Source organism: Pontibacterium sp. (genome assembly GCF_041587635.1).
Classification (GTDB): Bacteria; Pseudomonadota; Gammaproteobacteria; order Pseudomonadales; family Balneatricaceae; genus Pontibacterium.
The window spans coordinates 1-4,893 of the sequence record NZ_JBFGYC010000306.1 but is presented as its reverse complement, the minus strand read 5'-3'; the positions used below and the strand labels follow the sequence as shown (position 1 = coordinate 4,893).

Below are 4,893 nucleotides of genomic sequence, written 5' to 3'. Positions count from 1 at the left end.
GGTCTGGCGAAAGGTCTCGGTATCAGCGAAGACTGGGGTTACCAGATTGTTAAGCAGGTGGGTAACTACGGCGAAGCCTTCGATCGTAACGTGGGTAAGGACTCTCCACTGAACATCGACCGCGGTATCAACAAACTGTGGAATCAGGGTGGTTTGCAGTACGCACCACCGATCCGCTAAGCGCGGTATAAATCTACACACCTCATTCAGCCTCACGTGTGGGGCTGACGGGGGAGAGGTTTATGCCGGTTCTTAAGCATGACACCCTCCCCCGAGCCGTTGTATGACGTTCCCCCTGATGTAAGGGGCTGCGGAGAAGGTATATGTCCACAGAGAAGTCCCAGCACAAACCACCCCCGCCGCCGGAAAGCAGTACCAAGTTCTGGCACGATCCAAAAAAACGCGCCGTACTCTTTCAGCTGTTGCTGGTCGGCACCCTTCTACTCTTTGTTCTGTACATCGTCTCCAATACCCTCAACAACCTCGATGCCCGTGGCATCACCACCGGTTTTGGTTTTCTGAGTGAAACCGCCGGTTTTGGTATCCCGCTTTCACTGATCGAATACAGTGAAACCGCTACTTACGGCCGTACCTTTGTTGTCGGCTTACTCAATACGATTCTCGTTGCGGTGTTAGGGATTATCGCCGCCACAATACTTGGCTTTATGCTGGGTATCGCCCGGCTATCGGACAACTGGATCATCTCCCGACTAGCCGCTCTCTACATCGAAACCTTCCGTAATATCCCGCTGCTGCTTCAGATGTTCTTCTGGTACTTCGCGGTATTACGCACCCTGCCCTCTCCCCGCCAAAGTGTGGAGTTTTTAGGCAGTTACCTGAATATCCGTGGTCTTTCGATGCCTGCGCCGGTCACTAACGATGGCTTCTCCTTCGTGGTGATTATGTTTATCGCGGGGATTGTAGCGGCCTGGCTACTCTCCCGCTGGGCGGACAAGCGCCACGATGAAACCGGCAAGACCTTCCCCACTATCTGGGCCGGTTTAGGACTCATTGTAGGATTGCCATTACTGGCCTTTTTTGTGGCTGGCATGCCGGTCTCACTGGATCATCCCGAACTGAAAGGATTTAACTTCAAAGGCGGTATGACCATCATCCCTGAGCTGGTCGCACTCTGGCTCGCATTGAGTATTTATACTGCTGCCTTTATCGCTGAAACCGTACGTGCGGGGATTCTTGCAGTACCGAGCGGCCAGCTGGAAGCCGCATCTGCATTGGGTCTGCCTAAAGTCCGCACCCTGCGCCTGATCGTCATTCCACAAGCGATGCGGGTCATCATCCCGCCGCTCACCAGCCAGTATCTCAACCTGACGAAGAACTCGTCACTGGCAACCGCGATCGGTTATCCCGATCTGGTTTCGGTGTTCGCCGGTACCACCCTGAACCAAACGGGACAGGCGATTGAGGTGATCATGATGACGATGGCGGTCTACCTGACGCTCAGCATCCTGACCTCAATATTCATGAACTGGTACAACAAGCGCATGTCGCTGGTTGAGCGATAGGAGAGCCGACGTGAAATACGATTCTCAACCTACTCTGCCCGCGCCAGCCAGCACCATTGGCGCAGTCGGCTGGATGCGTAAGCATCTGTTTAATGGTCCGATCAACACCATCGCCACGCTGGTACTCGGCTATTTCAGTATTATCTTCCTCTGGCCGGTACTGGACTGGTCTCTGCTCAGTGCCGACTGGATCGGCACCACCCGTAACGACTGCACCAGCGATGGTGCATGCTGGGTCTTTATTGGCCAGCGTCTTGATCAGTTTTTATACGGCTTTTATCCCGAGGCAGAGACCTGGCGTTTAGACACCGCCTTCTTCATCCTCGCCGCCTTAATCGCATGGCTGATCATCCCCAGTACACCGCGTAAAGGCTGGGTCGCCACCTTCACCCTCGTTATCTTCCCAATCATCGCCTTCATTCTGCTGAGCGGTGGTTACTTCGGTCTGGAAACCGTCGAAACCCATAAATGGGGTGGCTTAAGCTTGACGTTGGTGCTCGCCGTTGTGGGTATTGTCGCCGCTCTGCCGTTTGGCGTGTTGCTCGCCTTGGGCCGACAGTCGGATATGCCCATCGTGCGATCCCTGTCCGTGGTCTATATCGAGATCTGGCGTGGCGTACCGCTGATCACCGTGCTCTTTATGGCCTCGGTGATGCTGCCTCTGTTCTTCCCTGAAGGCATGACCTTCGACAAGCTGCTCAGGGCACTGATCGGTATCACCCTGTTCCAGTCGGCATACATGGCCGAGGTGGTGCGCGGTGGTTTACAGGCGATCCCCAAGGGGCAATACGAAGCTGCCGATGCACTGGGTTTAGGCTACTGGCAGAAGATGATCATGATCATCCTGCCACAGGCACTGAAGCTGATGATTCCGGGCATTGTGAACACCTTTATCGCCCTGTTTAAAGACACCAGTCTGGTGCTGATCATCGGGCTGTTCGACCTGCTGGCGATCATGCAAGCCTCCGCCAACGATCCCAACTGGATCGGCTTCTCAACGGAGGGTTATGTCTTTGTTGCCTTAGTGTTCTGGGTATTCTGTTTTGGTATGTCCCGTTACAGCATGCATTTGGAAAAACGTCTGCACACCGGCCACAGTAACCGTGCCTGATCTTTGGAGAGTAAACACATGAGCGAAGTACAAAAACAAGAAGATCAGCTGGCCATTGAGATCCGTGATCTGAACAAGTGGTACGGTGAGTTCCACGTCCTGAAGAACATCAACCTTCAGGTGAAAAAAGGGGAACGTATCGTTATCTGCGGCCCGTCCGGTTCCGGTAAATCTACCATGATCCGCTGCATCAACCGGCTGGAAGAACACCAGCAGGGCGAGATCATTGTGAACGGTGTACCGCTGGTTGAAGACGTGAAAAAGATCGAAGCGATCCGTAAAGACGTGGGTATGGTGTTCCAGCACTTCAACCTATTCCCGCACCTCACGGTACTGGAGAACTGCGTACTGGCACCGATCTGGGTGAAGAAAGTGCCGCGTAAGGAAGCCGAAGCGACCGCCATGAAATACCTGGAACGCGTCAAAATTCCTGAGCAGGCGTTAAAGTTTCCCGGCCAGCTCTCTGGCGGTCAGCAACAGCGTGTCGCCATCGCCCGTTCGCTGTGTATGAATCCCGATGTGATGCTGTTCGACGAACCCACCTCAGCCCTTGATCCCGAGATGATCAAGGAGGTACTGGACGTCATGATCGAGCTGGCACAGGAAGGGATGACCATGCTCTGCGTGACTCACGAAATGGGCTTTGCCAAAACCGTAGCCGACCGGGTTATCTTTATGGATGCCGGGCAGATCGTCGAAGAGAATGAGCCGGAAACGTTCTTTAATCACCCGGAACACGAGCGTACCCAGTTGTTCCTGAGTCAGATTCTGAACCACTAACACCGGATCAGACCCACACACAAAAACGCCCGACCTGTTTTCACGGGTCGGGCGTTTTTATCTAATCTCACCTCATCAGCCTAGTCTGCTAAATCAGCTTTTCTCTTGCTGACTTTCGCGCTTTTTCTGCTTCAATTCACGGTGTTTAGCGATGGTATCGACCACCTCTGCACCCAGATGGGCTTCACCGCGTTTTTCAGCCAGCTTAATCTGCAACTGACGCTGTTCAAAACGCTGACGCTGTTCTTCACTCAGTTCGTCATAACAGTGCGGGCAGCTCACACCCAACACATATTTTTCATGCTGCATATCTTCAGCGGTCAACGGTAAACGACAGGCGTGGCACTGGTCGTAACTGCCCTTTTCAAGCTGATGGTTGACGGTGATGCGGTTATCAAAAACAAAGCACTCACCTTCCCACATCGTATTATCTTCAGGCACTTCCTCAAGATACTTTAAGATGCCACCTTCCAGATGGTACACCTCGTCAAACCCCTGCTCTTTCAGATACGCCGTGGATTTTTCGCAACGGATACCGCCAGTACAGAACATCGCAACCTTACGGTTTTTTTCCGGGTCCAGGTTCTCTTTTACATACTGGGGAAACTCACGGAAGGTATCGGTTTCAGGGTTGATCGCACCCTTAAAAGTACCCACCTGAACTTCATAGTCGTTACGGGTATCAACCAGCACCACATCCGGATCGGAGATCAGCGCATTCCAGTCCTTGGGTTTGACGTAAGTACCCACTACACGCTTAGGGTCGATACCTTCAACGCCCATGGTCACAATCTCTTTCTTTAGCTTGACCTTGGTGCGCAGGAACGGGTTGCTGTCATCGAGGGATTCTTTGTAACCGATATCGGCCAAACGCGGGTCGCTCTGCAACCATGCCAGCAGCGTATTGATCCCCTCACGGGAACCGGCCACGGTGCCATTAATACCTTCGCGTGCCAGCAGCAAGGTACCGCGCACACCGTTATCCTGCATCACGTTTCGCAGCGGTTCACGCAACGCTTCAAAATCTTCCAGCACGACAAATTTGTACATCGCGCACACTACAACTTGAGACATAACTTTTCCTCGGCGAGCCGGAACGTAAATCCGGTGCCAATTGAATCGATAATTTGAGGGCGCGATTATACACGGATAACGTGAGCTAGGTTCTGCTCAACCGGCACGTATGAACGTTTTTCAACCAGCACTATGCATCAGGCAAACGGCAGGCAGTAACGCACTTCATACACATCTGGTCCCAACCATTCAGGATCATCACGTCGGCCACCGTCCAGCAACATCCCATGACGTTCATAAAATGCCTTCGCCGGACCATTACCATCCAGCGTCCACAACAACATTCCCTGAGCGCCTTTGGATTTCAGGTGCTCTATTGCGTGCGCAAACAACTTATGGCCTGCGCCTTTGCCAATGCAGGACGGTGATAGATACAAGTGGTACAGCTCACCATAACCGGATGGC

The 4,893-nt window shown here is 53.0% G+C and carries 5 protein-coding genes and 1 pseudogene; 4 read left to right on the top strand and 2 right to left on the bottom strand.

Going from position 1 to position 4,893, the window contains the following annotated elements; translation table 11 throughout:
- The 4 genes and pseudogenes from ABYW01_RS14180 to ABYW01_RS14165 form a co-directional block, all read left to right on the top strand.
- Positions 1–180 (top strand): annotated as a pseudogene (locus ABYW01_RS14180) (amino acid ABC transporter substrate-binding protein); the annotation flags it as partial.
- A 143-nt stretch (positions 181–323) separates the two neighbouring features.
- A complete protein-coding gene (locus ABYW01_RS14175; protein ID WP_372833802.1) occupies positions 324–1,523 on the top strand; it encodes an amino acid ABC transporter permease in 1,200 nt (399 codons plus the stop codon).
- Positions 1,524–1,533: 10 nt separating this feature from the next.
- Positions 1,534–2,634, top strand: a complete 1,101-nt coding sequence (locus tag ABYW01_RS14170) for an amino acid ABC transporter permease (RefSeq protein ID WP_371871859.1) — start codon at positions 1,534–1,536, stop codon at positions 2,632–2,634.
- 18 nt (positions 2,635–2,652) lie between these two features.
- Positions 2,653–3,414, top strand: a complete 762-nt coding sequence (locus tag ABYW01_RS14165; RefSeq protein ID WP_372833799.1) for an amino acid ABC transporter ATP-binding protein — start codon at positions 2,653–2,655, stop codon at positions 3,412–3,414.
- A gap of 93 nt (positions 3,415–3,507) precedes the next feature.
- Here ABYW01_RS14165 and ABYW01_RS14160 read toward each other — a convergent pair whose 3' ends face one another.
- A complete protein-coding gene (locus ABYW01_RS14160; protein ID WP_372833797.1) occupies positions 3,508–4,488 on the bottom strand; it encodes a rhodanese-related sulfurtransferase in 981 nt (326 codons plus the stop codon).
- Between the two features lie 137 nt (positions 4,489–4,625).
- Positions 4,626–4,893 (bottom strand): GNAT family N-acetyltransferase (locus tag ABYW01_RS14155; protein ID WP_372833795.1); only part of this gene is annotated, 268 nt, incomplete at its 5' end.

What these genes read in the sequence shown, in the direction of transcription:
- ABYW01_RS14175 (WP_372833802.1), top strand. Translation starts at nt 324, where the DNA reads ATGTCCACAGAGAAGTCCCAGCACAAACCACCCCCGCCGCCGGAAAGC.
- ABYW01_RS14165 (WP_372833799.1), top strand. Translation starts at nt 2,653, where the DNA reads ATGAGCGAAGTACAAAAACAAGAAGATCAGCTGGCCATTGAGATCCGT.
- ABYW01_RS14160 (WP_372833797.1), bottom strand. Translation starts at nt 4,488, where the DNA reads ATGTCTCAAGTTGTAGTGTGCGCGATGTACAAATTTGTCGTGCTGGAA.